Annotated in this window: 12 protein-coding genes and 1 tRNA gene; 10 read left to right on the top strand and 3 right to left on the bottom strand. The window is 49.3% G+C overall.

Annotation, left to right across the window (positions count from 1 at the left end):
- Positions 1 to 112 precede the first annotated feature (112 nt).
- Both lptF and lptG read left to right on the top strand, forming a co-directional pair.
- On the top strand, positions 113 to 1225 hold the full coding sequence (gene lptF, locus CBE68_RS10585; protein ID WP_087506121.1) for an LPS export ABC transporter permease LptF: 1113 nt from the start codon (positions 113 to 115) through the stop codon (positions 1223 to 1225).
- On the top strand, positions 1225 to 2289 hold the full coding sequence (gene lptG, locus CBE68_RS10580; protein ID WP_087506060.1) for an LPS export ABC transporter permease LptG: 1065 nt from the start codon (positions 1225 to 1227) through the stop codon (positions 2287 to 2289). Before lptF ends, lptG begins: the two co-directional genes overlap by 1 nt.
- Positions 2290 to 2319: 30 nt before the next feature.
- On the opposite strand, the gene CBE68_RS10575 is transcribed toward lptG, so the two are convergent.
- Positions 2320 to 2808, bottom strand: coding sequence for an RDD family protein (locus CBE68_RS10575; protein ID WP_087506059.1), 489 nt, complete (start codon positions 2806 to 2808; stop codon positions 2320 to 2322).
- 288 nt (positions 2809 to 3096) lie between these two features.
- Here CBE68_RS10575 and CBE68_RS10570 point away from each other — a divergent pair.
- The 3 genes from CBE68_RS10570 (at position 3097) to CBE68_RS10560 (ending at position 6614) form a co-directional block, all read left to right on the top strand.
- Positions 3097 to 3183: transfer RNA gene (locus tag CBE68_RS10570), tRNA-Leu, on the top strand.
- 400 nt (positions 3184 to 3583) lie between these two features.
- Positions 3584 to 5818, top strand: coding sequence for a M3 family metallopeptidase (locus CBE68_RS10565; protein ID WP_087506058.1), 2235 nt, complete (start codon positions 3584 to 3586; stop codon positions 5816 to 5818).
- 88 nt (positions 5819 to 5906) lie between these two features.
- On the top strand, positions 5907 to 6614 hold the full coding sequence (locus CBE68_RS10560) for a HupE/UreJ family protein (protein WP_229744737.1): 708 nt from the start codon (positions 5907 to 5909) through the stop codon (positions 6612 to 6614).
- A 47-nt stretch (positions 6615 to 6661) separates the two neighbouring features.
- Here the strand turns inward: CBE68_RS10560 and eutC are convergent, their stop codons facing one another.
- Complete coding sequence (gene eutC, locus CBE68_RS10555) at positions 6662 to 7477, bottom strand: ethanolamine ammonia-lyase subunit EutC (protein WP_087506056.1); 816 nt, start codon at positions 7475 to 7477, stop codon at positions 6662 to 6664.
- Entirely contained in the window at positions 7474 to 8874 is a 1401-nt protein-coding gene (locus tag CBE68_RS10550) for an ethanolamine ammonia-lyase subunit EutB (protein ID WP_087506055.1), read from the bottom strand. The genes eutC and CBE68_RS10550 overlap by 4 nt, the downstream gene beginning before the upstream one ends.
- A gap of 520 nt (positions 8875 to 9394) precedes the next feature.
- Between CBE68_RS10550 and CBE68_RS10545 the strand changes: the two genes are divergently transcribed.
- The 5 genes from CBE68_RS10545 to aspT all read left to right on the top strand — a co-directional run bounded on the left by CBE68_RS10545 (position 9395) and on the right by aspT (position 15329).
- The gene (locus CBE68_RS10545; RefSeq protein WP_087506054.1) at positions 9395 to 9904 is read left to right on the top strand and encodes a TRAP transporter small permease subunit; all 510 of its coding nucleotides are present in this window, start codon (positions 9395 to 9397) and stop codon (positions 9902 to 9904) included.
- Positions 9901 to 11223: a TRAP transporter large permease gene (locus tag CBE68_RS10540; protein WP_087506053.1), complete on the top strand. Its 1323-nt coding sequence runs from the start codon at positions 9901 to 9903 to the stop codon at positions 11221 to 11223. The genes CBE68_RS10545 and CBE68_RS10540 overlap by 4 nt, the downstream gene beginning before the upstream one ends.
- A 94-nt stretch (positions 11224 to 11317) precedes the next feature.
- Positions 11318 to 12358, top strand: a complete 1041-nt coding sequence (locus CBE68_RS10535; protein ID WP_087506052.1) for a TRAP transporter substrate-binding protein — start codon at positions 11318 to 11320, stop codon at positions 12356 to 12358.
- A gap of 180 nt (positions 12359 to 12538) precedes the next feature.
- Positions 12539 to 13417: a MipA/OmpV family protein gene (locus tag CBE68_RS10530; protein ID WP_087506051.1), complete on the top strand. Its 879-nt coding sequence runs from the start codon at positions 12539 to 12541 to the stop codon at positions 13415 to 13417.
- Between the two features lie 199 nt (positions 13418 to 13616).
- Positions 13617 to 15329 (top strand): aspartate-alanine antiporter, encoded by a 1713-nt coding sequence (gene aspT, locus CBE68_RS10525; protein ID WP_087506050.1) that lies wholly within the window; start codon positions 13617 to 13619, stop codon positions 15327 to 15329.
- The last annotated feature ends 508 nt before the right edge of the window (positions 15330 to 15837 follow it).

Genomic DNA, 15837 nt, shown 5'->3' with positions numbered 1-15837 from the left:
GATAATGCGTGTTAAGCAGGCTTACTAGCAAATATTAGTAAAAACCTGAGGTTTGTCGCAAATCATAGTCTCAGGCATTAAAAATGACACATTTATCAGTCAGGAACAAACCTTGATTGTATTTCGCTTTTTACTCGTTGAAGTTCTGAAGTCCACGCTCGCTGTATTCAGCGTGCTGATGGTGGTTTTTATAAGCCGCGAACTGGTCTCCATTCTGGCAGATGCCTCTGAAGGCAAAATTGCCGGTGCCATACTGTTTCAATTGTTGAGCCTTAATGTTCCCGCCTTGGCGACAATGATCTTACCTTTGAGCTTGTTTTTGGGCATTTTGATGGCTCTTGGCCGAATGTACGTGCAAAGCGAGATGGTGGTTCTGTTAGCAACCGGTGTTAGTGAGTGGTATGTAACCCGCGTCACACTTATTCTCGCCGCTGTGATTACTATTGTTACCGCATTCTTAACGCTTTACTTGGTTCCGGTGAGTAAAGAGCGAGAGTTACAGTTATTAGAACAGGCAGAAGCCGATACCAATGTCCAAGCCTTAGTCGAAGGCCGTTTTCGTCAAAGTAAAGACGGTAATACGGTGATTTTCGTAGAAAATATTAGTAAGCGTGGTAATCAACTAGACAAGGTGTTTGTCGCGCAGATGGCCGATGGCTGGAGTGCCGATAAACGAGGTAGCCTAGTTTTGGCTGAACAAGGCGTGTTAAAGGAGCAAGCCGATGGCTCAGTTAATCTTGAGTTGAGCAACGGCGAACGATACGAGGGTTCGCCGAGTCAACAGGATTATAATCGCGTTACCTTTGATACCTATGTAATTGACGCGAAGGCACAAATTTCTGAACGCAAACGCCGCAAACTCGATGCTGTGCCAACCACAGAGCTCTATAACAGTGATGATCCAGACCGGGTGGCTGAATTTCACTGGCGGATCGCTCTACCATTGGCAATTCCTATTCTTACGCTGTTAGCTGTGCCGCTTTCAGTGGTTAATCCGCGGCAGGGTGCTTTTGCTAAAATGCTGCCGGCAATCTTACTTTATCTTGCCTACTTCATCTTTTTGATGGCGGGCCGAAAAGCCCTGCAAAGTGAAGCGATTCCTGCATGGATGGGACTCTGGTGGGTGCACTTGATTGGCTTGGCAATTGCGGTGAGTTTGCTATTGAGTGGTCGTGAGACCGGCGCCAAGTTCAAGCGCAAGCTTATGGTTTGGAGGCGCGCTTAATGTACTCAATTATCGACCGCCATATCGGTCGCACTCTGCTTGGCACTACCAGTTTAGTGTTACTGGTGCTGGTAGGTTTGTCTTCTCTTATCCGTTTCGTTCAACAGCTCAAGCATGTCGGCAAGGGTGACTATGACATCGTTGATGCAGTCATTTTCATGCTGTTCTCTGCGCCGCGAGATATTGAAATCTTCTTCCCCGTTTGTGCTCTGATGGGGGCTTTGGTTGGCTTGGGCATGCTGGCATCCCACAGTGAATTGGTGGTGATGCAATCCTCTGGTCTGAGCAAGTTGAATATTTCCGGCTCGGTACTTAAAACTGCGATTCCCTTGGCGTTACTCATGATGGCTATTGGTGAGTGGGGAGTTCCGGCCAGTGAACGGTTTGCTCGAGAGTTGAAGTCAGCAGCGATTTCCGGCGGCAGTATCTTATCGAGTAAGTCGGGAACCTGGGCCAAAGATGGCGACAGTTTTGTTTACATTGGCTCGGTGCTCGATGCTGATGAGCTGCATGCAGTGACTCAGTATCATTTCGATGAGCAGAACCGCTTGCAAGAGGTATTTCACTTTCGAGAAGCACACTACAGTGGCAAGGGCTGGCAAGTGAATGAAGTCCACCACACGCGTTTTACCGACAGCCAAATTTCAACTGACTTCAAAGAGCAAGCGCAGTGGAATAGTACCCTGACGCCGAATAAATTGAGTGTCGTATCGATTAAACCCGATGCCTTACCGATAGCTGGTTTGATGGATTACGTCGATTACTTAAAAGCGGGCAAGCAAGACTCGACACTTTATGAGCTGACGATGTGGCGCAAGATCCTTAAACCGCTAGCTGTGGCCACTATGATGCTGTTGGCGTTGTCATTCATTTTTGGCCCGCTACGCACGGTAACCATGGGCGCTCGGATTGTCTTGGGGGTGATTGCCGGTTTCGCGTTTCATCTGGCTGATCAGCTATTTGGTCCGCTGTCGGTGGTGTTCGCGGTACCGCCATTGATCTCGGCGGCACTGCCATCGTTACTGTTCCTCGGTTTTGCGATTTATCTGCTAAGGCGAAGTTAACAACAACTATTTCCGCGTCGAGTGGCACGATTAGCGCCGCTTGAGCGGTCCATTTTCGCCTTTGGGCAGTGTCACTACCATCGAATCGGACAGTCGATCTTGCAGCGCTCGCTTGTTCTGCCAATCAACTAGAATCAACAGATTGCCCAAACCGCCAAGGGCAAAACACACTCTTACCACCGCCTGACGGGGGTGAATCGGCGTGCCATCGTCATTTTGAATTCGCAGACGCCAAGCTTTCATCCCCAGTGTTTGGCCGCCATGGGTCCAGAACCACATGAAGAAAATCGCAACTGTCGATGCAAGAAATAGCAAGTGAGCTGAGCGATAGGTGGCTAGGAAGCCAACGAGGCCTTCTTTGTATTGTTCTAAGTTGAGTACATCGCTTTGGGCAACAATGATCAGCACAACACTCAGTAATAAGTGAGCAATGACGACAATGGATGCCGCGAGCAGTAAATCATAAATCAAAGCGGCAAAACGGCGAATAAAGCTGGCAGGTGGATAGTTGACTGACATGAAGCACTACTTGCTATTGGCACAAAACAGAGGCGCTATTGTAGCAGCCATTATTGTTGCGATGTAATGTCAATGGCGTTGATTGCCTTGGTTGAGGTTGTTGCTGCCAGTTCTGTTGAAAATATCAACGATATTGAGCTTCTCTGAGCAACAAATAATCATTCGAGCTTGGGATTGCAATCAGAACGACATTTTTTTTTAGTTTAGGGCTTGTCAGCCTCAAAACTAACGATATAATGGCGCCCACCTTGATTGAGGTGGTGCTGACAAAAGCGCGAAAACAATCATGCCAGAGTGATGAAATTGGTAGACATGACGGATTCAAAATCCGTTGCCTTCACGGGCGTGGCGGTTCAAGTCCGCCCTCTGGTACCATTATTCCGAAGCCCTGCTCATCTGAGCGGGGCTTTTTTGTTTGTGCTCTTCTTGCTTTCTTACAAACTTGTTTGTTTCAAATTGTTACCAGAATTAGAGCACATATAATTGGGTCGTTTCGGTATGCGTCAATAACAACTGCTAGTAGCGATGCTTACTGTGAGCGCGCTTGAGCTACTCAAGTTCAATTCAACTCAAGGCCAGCTGGTTCGGTGGGGCGGTATTTATGCGCTTTTGCTGAGTAGTTAGTCAAATCGCTGATGCCGTGGAAAATTCCGCCGAGCAAATGGCTTTGCTATTAAAAAAACAGCTAATGTATAGTCACTGCGCAAAATAAAAAAACAACAAAAAACCAACAACTATCTACTACCGAGAAAGAAAGATCAGGAGACAAAAGGAAATGAGTTTCAATCCTTCATCTGTGCGTCAATCTGTCATTGCCCTATCAATCGCTTTGGCATTGGGCGCATGCTCTGAACAACCCAAGAATGAACAAGTAACCGCAGAAGTTGCTGCTCCTCAAACACAGCAAATTGCAGCGGAAAACCCGGTACAGCAAACCAACCCATTTTTCACTGAATACGACACGCCGTTCCAAATTCCACCATTTAGCAAGATTAAAGATGAACACTACATGCCAGCTTTCGAGAAAGGCATGCAAGATCACTTGGCGGAAATTGATGCCATCGTGCAGAACCCGGAAGCACCGACTTTTGCTAACACCATTGAAGAATTGGAGCGAACCGGTAAGTTGCTCGGCAAAGTGCAGCGTGTGTTTTATAACCTAGCTGGCTCAAATACCAATCCGCAATTGCAACAACTGCAGCGAGAGTTGAGTCCACTGATTTCTGCCCACTACGACAAAATCAACCTCAATCAGGGGCTGTTTGAGCGGGTCGAAGCGGTCTACCAAGCTCGACAAGGGTTGGATTTAACTGCTGAACAACTGAAGTTTCTTGAAGATACTCGTAAAGACTTTGTTCGCAGCGGCGCGCTATTGTCTGCTGAGCAAAAACAGCAAATCACCAAGATTAATTCTGAGTTGTCACAATTGACCACCCAGTACGGCCAAAATCTGCTAGCAGAGACCAACGGCTTTGAGTTGATTCTGGATAAATCCGATCTCGAAGGTCTGTCCGAAGGTGTTATTCAAGCAGCGGCGAGCGCAGCTCAGCAGAAAATGGACGCAGCTGAAACTGACGAAGACAAAGCGAAGTACAAAGACAAGTACGTGTTCACCCCGCATCGCTCAAGCATGTACCCATTCCTGACCGAGTCGGCCCGTCGCGACCTGCGTGAAAAGTTGTATAACTCATACATCTACCGCGGTGATAACGACAACGAATTCGATAACAAGGCTGTTGCTGCCAAGATTGCTAAATTGCGTGCCGAGCGGGCCAAAATTATGGGCTATGAAACCCATGCTCATTTCATCCTAGAAGAGCGCATGGTCAATACCCCAGAAGGTGTTTACGACTTACTCATGCAGCTTTGGGCGCCAGCGTTGGAGCGAGCCAAGCGCGAAGTCGCTGACATGCAAGCAGTTGTTGATGCCGAAGGTCATGACTTTAAAGTCGCGGCTTGGGATTGGTGGCAGTACGCCGAGAAAGTTCGTAAAGCCAAGTATGACTTAGACGAAGCCAGCCTGAAGCCCTATTTGTCGTTGGACAATGTATTGAAAGGCGTATTCGATACCTCAAACAAGCTTTGGGGCCTGACCTTCACAGAGCTGCACGATATTGATACCTACCACCCAGATGCTCGCGTGTGGGAAGTGAAAGATAAAGATGGTAGCCACTTAGGTATCTTTATTGGCGACTACTTCACCCGCTCGAACAAACGTGGTGGCGCTTGGATGAGCAGCTTCAAAGGCCAATCCAACTTGGATGGCGTTGAGCGCCCAGTGGTGGTTAATGTGTGTAACTTCCCAGGTCCAGTTGGCGATGCACCAGCGCTGTTGAGCTTTGAGAATGTCACCACTTTATTCCACGAGTTCGGCCATGCCCTTCATGGTTTGCTAACCAATGTGACCTATCAGAGCATGTCAGGTACTTCAGGTCCACGTGACTTCACTGAATTCCCGGCTCAGATCCTTGAGCATTGGGCCGCTGAGCCAGCCATTCTGAAGACCTTTGCTACCCACTACGAAACCGGCGAAGTGATCCCTGATGAGCTGATCGCTAAGCTGTTGAAAGCATCGAAGTTCAACCAAGGCTTTGCTAACACCGAGTATCTGGCTGCATCACTACTAGATATGGATTGGCATACCCTGACTGCTGATGATGAGCTCAAAGATGCCGGCGAGTTTGAAAAAGCGTCGATGGCGAAAATTGGTCTCATCGATGAGATTGCTCCGCGCTATCGTTCCACCTACTTCTCGCACATCTTTGCTGGTGGCTACGCTGCGGGCTATTACAGCTACGTTCACTCAGCGGTACTCGATTCAGATGGCTTTGAAGCCTTTAAAGAAGCCGGTGATGTGTTCGATCCTGAACTAGCCCAGAAGCTTCGGACTCATGTCTATGAGAAAGGCTCAACTGAAGACGCGATGACCTTGTACAAGAAGTTCCGTGGCCGGGCGCCGACCATTGATGCTTTGCTGAAGGTTCGCGGCTTGGACGGCAGCGAAGACTAAGCTCATGACCACGCTGTTAATGAGGCCTGTTATCAGGCCTCTTTTTTTTCTCAAGATACTGTTGGTTGCTTTGTGGTTATCTTGTTTGATGCCCTCAAGTGCTCACGCTCATCCGCAGGATGAAGACATTATTCTCGATATTGAGCTGGGTGAAATGCAACTTGAAGCAGGCCAAATCGATGAAGAATATCAGGCAGCTCTGAAACGTAAACGACTGCGTAAACTCGCCGCGATGTCATCGTTGGAGAAATTCCAGCTTTATATCGGCGCTGGCTTTGAGCACATCATTCCCAAGGGGCTGGATCATATCCTGTTCGTGTTGGGGCTGTTTTTCTCAAGTCTGTTATTGGCCTCGCTACTGTGGCAGATCACGGCGTTTACTCTGGCCCATTCGATTACCTTGGGGTTAGCTGCGCTTGGTTTAGTCGCGGTGCCGGGCAGTATTGTCGAGCCATTAATTGCCTTATCGATTGTTTGGGTGGCGGTTGAAAACTGCATCTTCAAACAGGCTTCGAAGTGGCGACCGGCAGTGGTGTTTGGCTTTGGTTTACTGCACGGGCTCGGGTTTGCCTCAGTGCTCAGTGACTATGGTTTGCCAAAAGATGACCTTGTTCCTGCCTTGCTTGCTTTTAATCTTGGTGTTGAATTCGGCCAGATCAGTGTCATTCTGTTCGCCTTTATCGCCACCTTTTTGATTCGCAATCAATCTTGGTATCGCGCTGCGGTGCAAATACCTGCCTCGGCGCTAATAGGCTTGGTTGGTCTCTATTGGTTTATTGAGCGGGTGTTCTTGTAGGTGTTCTTATAAGTATTGGTGCCCCGCAATGCCATGCGGGGCAGTATTCACTTGCTCGAAGGTAACAGAAAATTCTGCCCCAGCTGGCCACCTTCGACTTCAGTTTCATCTTTCAAATCCACGCCGGTATAGCCTCTGCCCAGCGCTTGTTGAATTAGATAAAGCAACCTTTTGGTCGCTTCTTGCGGGCTCAACCCGCCCTCGCGGATGTTGGATAAGCAATTACGTTTTGAATCGGGTGTTCCGACCTCGGGTTGAAAGGTCAGGTAGGCCCCCATGCTATCGGGTGAGCTTAGCCCTGGTCTCTCTCCAACCAATATCAGCACTAGTTTTGCGTTGAGCGATTGACCGATGGCATCGGCTACTGCGACTCGCCCTTGTGTAACGATGGAAAGTGGCGCCAGCGACAACTTGCTGTTGTCTAATGCCGGTAGCAACACCTCAAGTAATTTGCAGGCATTGGTTTCTATTGCCAACGACGATAGCCCTTCGGTGATCACGATGGCGACGTCGTAACCGAACTTGTGCCCGGCTTGATATGTTTGCAGTTGCTGCAGCGAGGAGTCATCGAGTAGGCGGCCAAGATCTGGCCGTTGCAGGTAAGTGGCGCGGTCTTTCGCCTGGCTGTGGAGTAGTAAGGAGGACAAGCCAAAGCCGTCTAGTTGGCGTTTCAGCAACTGGTAGTCAAGTGGCAGATGAACGGCATCGCGAGCGCGGGCATGGGCGAGTTGAAACTCTAAATGGGCTTGTGTCGGCAAACTGTCTCCGACCCGCCCCAAGGCAATTCTGGCATCAGTATAACGACGAAGTTTTTGCCATGGGTTGGCTTGAACCGAGGGTGGTTGCTTTGGCGTTTGACTCATGACGACTCCAATTCGCTGCGCAATTGTTGAGAGAAGGCGGGTGGCAGCTGATCGGTAATCATCAAGCGACCGGCTTGATCGGTGATCTGCAGTTCTGATAACCAACGCTCAAACTCAGGAGCTGCGCTTAAACCAAGAAGTTGGCGGGCATAACGGGCATCATGAAATGAGGTGGTTTGGTAGTTCAGCATGATGTCATCGGAACCGGGAATGCCCATAATGAAGTTGACGCCTGCAGCGGCTAACTGGGTCAACAGCATGTCCATGTCATCCTGATCGGCCTCTGCATGGTTGGTGTAACAGATATCGCAGCCCATTGGCAGACCTAATAGTTTGCCGCAAAAATGATCTTCCAATCCAGCTCGAATGATTTGTTTGCCGTCGTACAAGTATTCAGGGCCAATGAAACCGACCACGGTATTGACCAGCAGCGGCTGGTAACGCCTGGCAACGGCATAGGCTCTTGCTTCACATGTTTGCTGATCGACGCCGAAATGGGCATTGGCACTCAAAGCGGATCCCTGACCGGTTTCGAAATACATGCAATTGTTGCCAATGCTACCGCGCTTGAGGCTTTTGGCGGCATCCCAAGCTTCATCGAGAATCGCTAGGCTAACACCAAATCCATCATTGGCTTTTTCAGTACCGGCAATTGACTGAAACACCAAATCTACTGGGGCACCGCGCGATATTGCTTCAATGTGGGTGGTAACATGGGTGAGGACACAAGATTGGGTAGGGATTTGATAATGCTGGATGACATCGTCAAGCATATTCATCAATCCAGTCACTGCCTGCAGGTTATCGGTTGCCGGATTAATACCAATCACTGCATCACCATTGCCATAGAGTAAGCCGTCGAGCACGCTCGCTGCGACACCGGCTGGATCATCGGTTGGATGATTCGGCTGCAAGCGCGTCGACATCGTCCCTTTGAGCCCTATGGTGTTGCGAAACCTGCTTACCACTTCACATTTACTCGCCACCAGAATGAGATCTTGGATGCGCATAATTTTGCTAACCGCTGCCGCCATTTCTGGGGTTATACCGGCGGCAACAGCAGCCAAGGTGGCACTGTCTGTTTCATATTGCAGCAGCCAATTTCTAAAGTCGCCGACGGTTAAATGGCTAATTGGCGCAAATGCACTGGCATCATGACTATCGATGATTAAGCGTGAGACTTCATCCGACTCGTAGGGAATAACTGGCTGCTGCAAAAACGTTTTGAGTGGCAGGTCAGCCAATGTCAGCTGCGCCGCAACGCGCTCTTGCATGCTGGTGGCGGCAATACCGGCTAGCTGATCACCGCTGCGAAGTGGTGAGGCTTTGGCCAATAAGGTTGCTAGATTATCGAAGTGATAGCGTTGGTAACCCAGAGTGGTGCCAAACTGTGCCATTTAAACTCCCAGATAGAATCCGCCTGAATGCCAATCATAGTCGTTGATTGGCGCAACGTAATACCGCGCCTGATTGACATTGCTCAGCTTCATTTTAGCGCTTGATCAAGCAAAGCAAGTGCCAATTACAGACATCACAAGGACTGATACTGCAGGCTTCCTTGGCGTTCAAGATGTGCCACACCTGCTCATAGAGTAACTGCACTAAAGGTGTGGTTTTTGTTCGATTATTGGGCGCTATATTTGTGCGCGAGTGCATTCACCAAGTTGGTAGTGGCCAACTTTACCTAGTCTTCGAGCTTACTGCTGCTAAGGCTTTGAACCGGCAAGTCGTTAATTTCTGTCAGTATCGTCAACATTTAGTGAGCTATCTCAAGGCCGCATTGCGGCATTTTTTCATGGCATGTTTTTTCTGGCTCGGTTGTTGCTTTTGTGTTCATACCCAATGAGTTGTCGGTGTCAGATCCGACCCGGCAGCTGCGTGATTATGCAACGAAGCTTTTCGCGACAAGGAATCTAAATGCCAGGATTTATCTGTGCCTATGTGACTTATGTGGATGCGTTTAACCGACGTATTGGTCGTTTGGCGATGTACGGAATATTCCTCATGGTGGGCGTCCTGATGTGGTCGTCAATCTCTAAAACCTTCTTTATGCCATCGCTATGGACCCTAGAGTCAGCTCAGTTTCTGATGGTTGCTTATTATGTTCTTGGTGGTGCCTACGCCATCCAGCTCAATGCCAATGTTCGAATGGATTTGTTTTACGGCAATTGGTCTCCTGTTAAACGCGCTTGGTTCGATGCCTTCACCGTTTTCTTCTTAATCTTTTATCTTGCCGTTTTACTTTATGGTGGCTTCGAAAGCCTGATGTATTCCTTCGACTATGGTCAACGAAGCCGTACCGCTTGGCGCCCTTATCTGTGGCCGATTAAAGCCGTGATGTGTTTCGGCTTTGTGATGATGATCCTGCAAGCCATTTCCCAGTTATTCAAAGACATAGCCTTAATTCGAGGAGTAGCCATTAAATGAGTTACGGAGTGATCGCCGCGGCGATGTTTTCACTAATGATGTTGCTCATGGCCACAGGTCAACGAGTGTTTGCAGCGATTGGCGCAGTGGCTGCAATCGCCGCCATTGCGCTGTGGGGAACCGGCGGAGTTGAGATTCCATTTACCGCCGCGATGAAATTAATGAACTGGTATCCGATGTTGACCCTGCCAATGTTCATTTTTATGGGCTACGTACTGTCCGAATCGAAAATCGCCGATGACCTTTACAAGATGTTCCATGTTTGGATGGGGCCCATGCCCGGCGGCTTAGCGATTGGCACCATTGGTTTGATGGTCTTGGTATCGGCGATGAATGGCTTGTCGGTCGCAGGGATGGCGATTGGAGCCACCATCGCATTGCCGGAATTGTTAAAGCGTAAATACGATAAAAAGATGGTTACCGGGGTGATTCAGGCAGGATCGTCCTTGGGTATTTTAGTGCCGCCATCGGTGGTACTGGTGTTATACGCCATGATCGCCCGTCAGCCGGTGGGGCAACTGTGGTTAGCTGGCATCGTTCCAGGCTTGCTGATGGCCACGCTGTTTATTGTCTACATTGCCGTGCGCTGCCGAATGAATCCTAAGCTAGGGCCGGTGCTGGCTAAGGAAGAACGGGCGGTGCCGATGCCGGAAAAACTGCGGTTACTCGGCGCTGGCATGCTGCCATTGGCGATCTTCGCGGTAATGATGGTGCCGTTTGTAAACGGCTGGACCAGCTTGGTGGAAAGCTCGGCGATTGGCGCCATGGCCTCGCTATTGGCCGCTATTTTGAAGCGCCGCTTGACTCGCAAAGTGTTTGAAAACTCAATGCGCAGCACGCTTGGGATCTCGTGCATGTTTATGTGGATCATCCTTGCTGCACTTGGCTTTGGCGCAGTGTTTGACGGTCTAGGCGCGGTGAAAGCCATCGAGCATTTGTTCACTGAGCAGCTCGGACTGAGCCCTTGGACCATCTTGATTCTGATGCAGCTGTCGTTTCTCATTATGGGCACTTTTCTTGACGATACCGCCATGTTGGTGATCGTCGCACCGCTTTATGTGCCGCTTGTCCATGCCCTTGGTTTCGACCTGATTTGGTATGGCGTGCTGTACACAGTGACTTCGCAAATCGCCTACATGACGCCGCCCTTTGGTTACAACCTGTTCTTGATGCGCGCCATGGCACCACCTGAAATCAGTTTAAGAGACATTTACGGCTCGATCGGGCCATTCGTCGCCATCATGTTGGTGTCACTCATTCTCATCATGGTGTTCCCACAACTCGCGATGTGGTTACCAGAAACGGTTTACGGCAATTAGCCCACAGTGGGCTTGTTACCAGCTACAGCAACAACGATTGAAATCCCGGCGTGGCGTTGTGCTCGCCAAGACATTGTTTATCGGAGGAACAACCATGACATCAAGACGCAAGTTTTTAACGTCCGCCGCCGCACTGGCAGGCGCTACCGCATTGGCTCCGGCGCGTACCTTCGCCGCTAAACCGAAAATCACTTGGCGCATGCAAACCTACGCCGGTCCTGCACTGGCTGAGCACGTGGTCAAACCGGCGATTGAAATGTTTAACCGAATTGCCGGTGAAGAAATGCAAATTGAGCTGTATTTTGCCGATCAGCTGGTACCAACAGGCGAGCTATTTAGAGCGTTGCAAAAAGGCATTATTGATGCGGTGCAGTCGGATGATGACTCCATGGCGTCACCCACCGAAGTGACCACTTTCGGCGGTTATTTCCCATTTGGTAGTCGCTATTCGCTTGATGTGCCGGTGCTATTCAACCAATACGGTTTGGGTCAGATTTGGGAAGAGGAATATGCCAAGGTCGGGGTCAAACACTTATCTGCTGGTGCTTGGGATCCATGTCATTTTGCCACCAAAAAGCCAATCACCAGCTTAAATGATCTGAAGGGATTGCGGGTCTTTACCTTCCCGACTGCGGGTCGTTTCCTTGCCAAATTTGGTGTCGTGCCAGTCTCGATTCCTTGGGAAGACGTCGAGATGGCAATGCAAACCGGTGAGCTTGATGGTATCGCTTGGTCAGGCATTACCGAAGACTACACCGTCGGCTGGGCGAATGTAACGGACTACTTCCTCACCAACAATATCTCTGGCGCTTGGATTGGCTCTTTCTTTGCCAACATGGACCGCTACAACGAATTGCCAGCTCACCTCAAAGATTTATTGCAATTGACCATGGATAGCTCTCACTATTACCGTCAGTGGTGGTATTGGGGCGGTGAAGCCAATCTGCGGGTGAATGGCACTAAGATGAAGCTCACCTCGATTCCTGATGAAGAGTGGGCGACGGTTGAAGCGGAAGCGCACAAGTTCTGGGAAACCATTGCCAAGGAATCGCCAACCAAAGCCAAAGTGGTGGAAATCTTTAAGAAGTACAATGCCGATATGGCCAAAGCAGGCCGACCGTATCGGTATGGCTGACCATCAATTGATGGCGAATTATCAATAGGCCCGCCGCTTGCTGTGGGCCTTTTTTGTGGCGGATTTTGACCGTTGCTCAACGTACAACTACGCAATAAACAACTATTCAATCGCAAGGCTTTGATCTCAATGACGGTCATTCCCATAAACAAACAAAATATTCAATAAAATGAGAACACTATGGTTCAACGACGACATCGATTGGCAGCTTGCAGCTGGCTGGTTTTGCTGTCAGCAAGTTTTCAAAGCACTGCTGATACTCTGGAAGTTGATTGCTTAACCAGCAATAGCTGTGAACAACCCAAGCCGTTGTGGGAAGCCGGTATTGCCGCTGCTGTGGTCTATGGCCCTGATTATCCGGCGTCAAATCAGCGTCATGCCAACCAGCTGGTGGTGCCTTACTTCATCTACCGTGGTGAGGTCATTCGAGCAGGCGAGGATGGGCTGATCAAAGCTCAAGCCTTTGAAGATGATCGTTGGCAATTGAGTGTGTCCATTGATGGCGCGTTTAACGCCGATTCTGATGATAACGATGCTCGACAGGGCATGGATGACTTAGATTACCTGTTTGGCATTGGCCCAGAGTTAAACTACAAAATTTACCAAGCACAACAACAGGAGCTGGAACTCAAGTTGCAGCTGCGCTCGGTGTTCTCGACCGATTTTTCCAACCTCAATCAGCGTGGCTATGCCTTTGAAACCCAGTTGCGCTATGAAGATCGTGAGTTCTTCGGCCAACAACTGAAGTTTGTTGGCACCGTTGGACCGGTGTGGGCAACTGACAAGCTGACACGCTATTTCTATCAGGTCGATGAGCGAGATGTCACCGACCAACGGCCTCGCTACAAAGCGTCCGGTGGGTACATGGGCACCGATGTTGGTATCGGTTTTGTGTTACCCATGCTCAACAAAAAAGCGACCTTATTTTTTGGCGGGCGGGTAAGTTTCCACCATGGCGCGGCCAACGATGATAGCCCGTTATTTCTCGATAAAACCACCTATGGCGTGGGCCTCGGCTTTGCTTATCAATTGTTTGCTAGTGACGAACATGCACGTTAATGGCTGGTCATTCGGCCATTGTAGGATGAGATCCATCAAAGCCGATTAACGAAACAATCACTGCCTCATTAGTATGCCGCCATCGCAGCGGGCGATTTAAAACTTTTGAGGTAGGTATGTTTGTTATTCATTGTGAAATAGTTCATTCGTGGCGAGCCTGCGGGCCAGCCTTCATCCAAGCGATTCCAGGAGGCCAGCAATGAGCCTGTTAGAATCCTTGTTCCAAAGCGCACCTTACATTGCGCTGTTTATCACCTTGGCCCTAGGTTATTGGGTTGGCAAGATTACCATCGGCCGATTTGTCCTTGGTGGCGTTGCCGGCACCCTGCTCATGGGCGTGTTGGTTGGCCAGGTTGGTGTTGACATCGATCCTGGTGTTAAAAGCATCTTCTTTGCACTATTTATCTATGCCGTAGGCTTCCAAGGCGGGCCGCAGTTTTTCGGCGCGTTGAACCGTAAAGCCGTTAAGATCTTGCTATCGGCGGTGGTGATGACTGTTGCGGGTTTGCTGTGTGTGTTGGCGGCGGCCTATCTGTTTGGCTTAGACCGAGGCACTGCAGCAGGTCTGGCTGCCGGTGGTTTGACCCAATCGGCAATTATCGGTACCGCAGGTGATGCGATAGCGAAGCTGGCCGGTGTTAGTGCTGAAGCGAAACAGATGATGCAAACCAATGTTGCTGTTGGTTACGCGGTGACTTACATCTTTGGCTCTCTCGGACCAATTTTGATGGCGACTTGGATTATTCCGAGCTTGATGAAATGGGATATTCGCAAAGAAGCGCTTGAGCTGGCTGAGCGGAATAACCATGGTAAAACTGAGTTAGCACCGGGTGAGTTCAATGCGATTACGCCACTTGATTCACGTGCTTATCAAGTGAACCAAGATAGCCAATTGATTGGTCGCTCACTGGCAGAAGTTAATCAGCAGTTGGTCGATGCCAATATTGCCATGGTGCAACGCGATCAATCCTTAATGGATAGCGACACTGACGTTGAAGTTCAACAGGGCGATATCTTGGTCATCAATGGCCGTCGTCAAGCCGTCAAACGTTACGGTGATTCACTTGGCCATGAAGTGAGTGTGCCAGCCGATGTGACCTTGGTAGAAGAAAACCGTCAGTTAATCGTAACTAACCGCAAATTGGTTGGTAAGAGTCTGGCAGAAGTGAAACAACTGGCGCAGAAATCACCGATGCGTGGTATCTACATCACTGGCTTGGTGCGCTCAGGCAAAGAGCTTGATATTACACCCGAGCTGGTGCTTGAAAAGCATGACGTGATGCAGTTGACAGGAAAGCCAGCGGATCTCAATCACGTCGCCGGTATTGTTGGCCAGCGCTTGGGCTCTCAGTATGCCACTGATTTCATTCTGTTTGGCCTAGGCATGGTTGCCGGTTTGCTGATTGGCATGATTAGCTTCAAGATTGCCGGTATCCCAGTGACCATAGGCTCAGGTGCAGGCTGTTTAATCTCTGGTTTGTTTGTTGGCTGGTTACGCAGTAAGAATCCGAAAGTTGCATCTTTCCCAATGGGGGCATCGAGCTTTATTCGTGACTTTGGCTTGGCGGTGTTCGTCGGTATTGTTGGCTTGCAAGCTGGTCCCCAAGCGATTGATGCAATTCGTGAAAACGGCTTGTCACTGCTAGCTCTTGGTGCTGGGGTGACCATCATTCCACAGTTTATCGGCTTCTTTTTCTCTTACTACGTACTGCGAGTGAGAAACCCAATTGAAGCGTTGGCCGCATTAACTGGTGGTCGCAGTGCGAACCCTGCTTTTGCTGCGCTGTTGGAAAAAGCAGGTAATGCTACCCCAGTGTTTGCATTCACCGTGACCTATGCCATTGCTAATGTGCTGCTGACATTATGGGGGCCAATTATTGTTGGCATCATTACCACCAATGTCACACCATAACCGGAGTGAGCTGCGCAGCTAGGCGCTGGCTAATGACCACAACTGGGAGCCTATATGGCTCCCTTTTTTGTGCTTTTTCGCGTGGCCGATTGGAGGTAAGAAATGGAGCTCAAAGTCTAATTCAGTAAAGTGCTTGTAACGTATTTATGTCCCGTAACGTGTTTCGATTCCTTCGAGCCGCGCATGCTACGGCTCTTTTTGTTTGAACGGTACCAGAACACTGATTGGTTTAAACAGCTACAAGCACAAAAGCCGATTTTGGCTTCAAAAAATCGCACTTTCTCGCAAGTGACAATTTTTATCTTTATGATTTGAAACACGAATTAGCTAGGGCTAATGTGTTTATATAGACCTACATAAATCTTCATTCTCACTTTCCACACCAAGGACTGGTTCGAAAGTAGCTCCTCAGCTCTCCTACCTCCTTGTTCTTGATGGAAAAATCAGGAATGGACCACTAAAAATTTAGATTGCGAATTTCGGGCTTACTGCGAATTCGCAGTAATAC

Source organism: Neiella marina (assembly GCF_002165625.1).
GTDB lineage: Bacteria > Pseudomonadota > Gammaproteobacteria > Enterobacterales > Neiellaceae > Neiella > Neiella marina.
The sequence above is the reverse complement of the archived record's forward strand: the minus strand, read 5'-3'. Positions and strand labels throughout refer to the sequence as shown.

Coding starts and splice junctions, on each gene's coding strand:
- CBE68_RS10575 (WP_087506059.1), bottom strand. CDS start 2,808: ATGTCAGTCAACTATCCACCTGCCAGCTTTATTCGCCGTTTTGCCGCT.
- CBE68_RS10565 (WP_087506058.1), top strand. CDS start 3,584: ATGAGTTTCAATCCTTCATCTGTGCGTCAATCTGTCATTGCCCTATCA.
- CBE68_RS10530 (WP_087506051.1), top strand. CDS start 12,539: ATGGTTCAACGACGACATCGATTGGCAGCTTGCAGCTGGCTGGTTTTG.
- CBE68_RS10535 (WP_087506052.1), top strand. CDS start 11,318: ATGACATCAAGACGCAAGTTTTTAACGTCCGCCGCCGCACTGGCAGGC.
- CBE68_RS10560 (WP_229744737.1), top strand. CDS start 5,907: ATGCCCTCAAGTGCTCACGCTCATCCGCAGGATGAAGACATTATTCTC.
- CBE68_RS10540 (WP_087506053.1), top strand. CDS start 9,901: ATGAGTTACGGAGTGATCGCCGCGGCGATGTTTTCACTAATGATGTTG.
- aspT (WP_087506050.1), top strand. CDS start 13,617: ATGAGCCTGTTAGAATCCTTGTTCCAAAGCGCACCTTACATTGCGCTG.
- lptG (WP_087506060.1), top strand. CDS start 1,225: ATGTACTCAATTATCGACCGCCATATCGGTCGCACTCTGCTTGGCACT.
- CBE68_RS10550 (WP_087506055.1), bottom strand. CDS start 8,874: ATGGCACAGTTTGGCACCACTCTGGGTTACCAACGCTATCACTTCGAT.
- CBE68_RS10545 (WP_087506054.1), top strand. CDS start 9,395: ATGCCAGGATTTATCTGTGCCTATGTGACTTATGTGGATGCGTTTAAC.
- eutC (WP_087506056.1), bottom strand. CDS start 7,477: ATGAGTCAAACGCCAAAGCAACCACCCTCGGTTCAAGCCAACCCATGG.